Raw genomic sequence first — 612 nt, 5'->3', positions numbered from 1 at the left:
ACACACCGATGATCCGGCCCGGCATGGATCGCTTCAGCTTGTCGGTGGTGGCCATGTAGGCGGCGTGCGGGCCGCCATAGCCCATCGGCACGCCAAAGCGCTGGGTCGAGCCGATGGCGATATCCGCGCCCATCTCGCCGGGGGATTTCAGCAGCGCCAGTGACAGGATATCGGCGGCGACAACGGCGATGGCGTTATGTTCATGCAGCGCCGCGATCTCGTTCGTGAAGTCGCGCACATGGCCATGGGTGCCCGGATACTGGAAGATCGCGCCAAAGACGGCACCTGCATCCAGCTGATCGGGATCGCCCACCTGCACGTCGATGCCCAAGGGTTCGGCGCGGGTTTTGATGACCGCGATGGTCTGCGGATGACAGTTGCGATCCACGAAGAAGGCCGCGTTATTGGCCTTGGACCGGCCGCCGCGCTTGGCCATCGCCATGGCTTCTGCTGCGGCTGTGGCTTCGTCCAGCAGGGACGCGTTGGCCACATCGAGCCCGGTCAGGTCGCTGACCATGGTCTGGAAGTTCAGCAGCGCCTCAAGCCGGCCCTGGCTGATCTCGGGCTGATAGGGCGTGTAGGCCGTGTACCAGGCCGGGTTTTCCAGGATGT

General features: G+C 64.4%; 1 pseudogene. It reads right to left on the bottom strand.

Going from position 1 to position 612, the window contains the following annotated elements:
* A pseudogene (locus ACR0IP_RS23385) lies at positions 1-612 on the bottom strand (glycine dehydrogenase (aminomethyl-transferring)); the annotation flags it as partial.

The organism is Ruegeria sp. AL11 (assembly GCF_056540865.1).
This window is presented reverse-complemented; position numbering and strand designations above follow the sequence as displayed.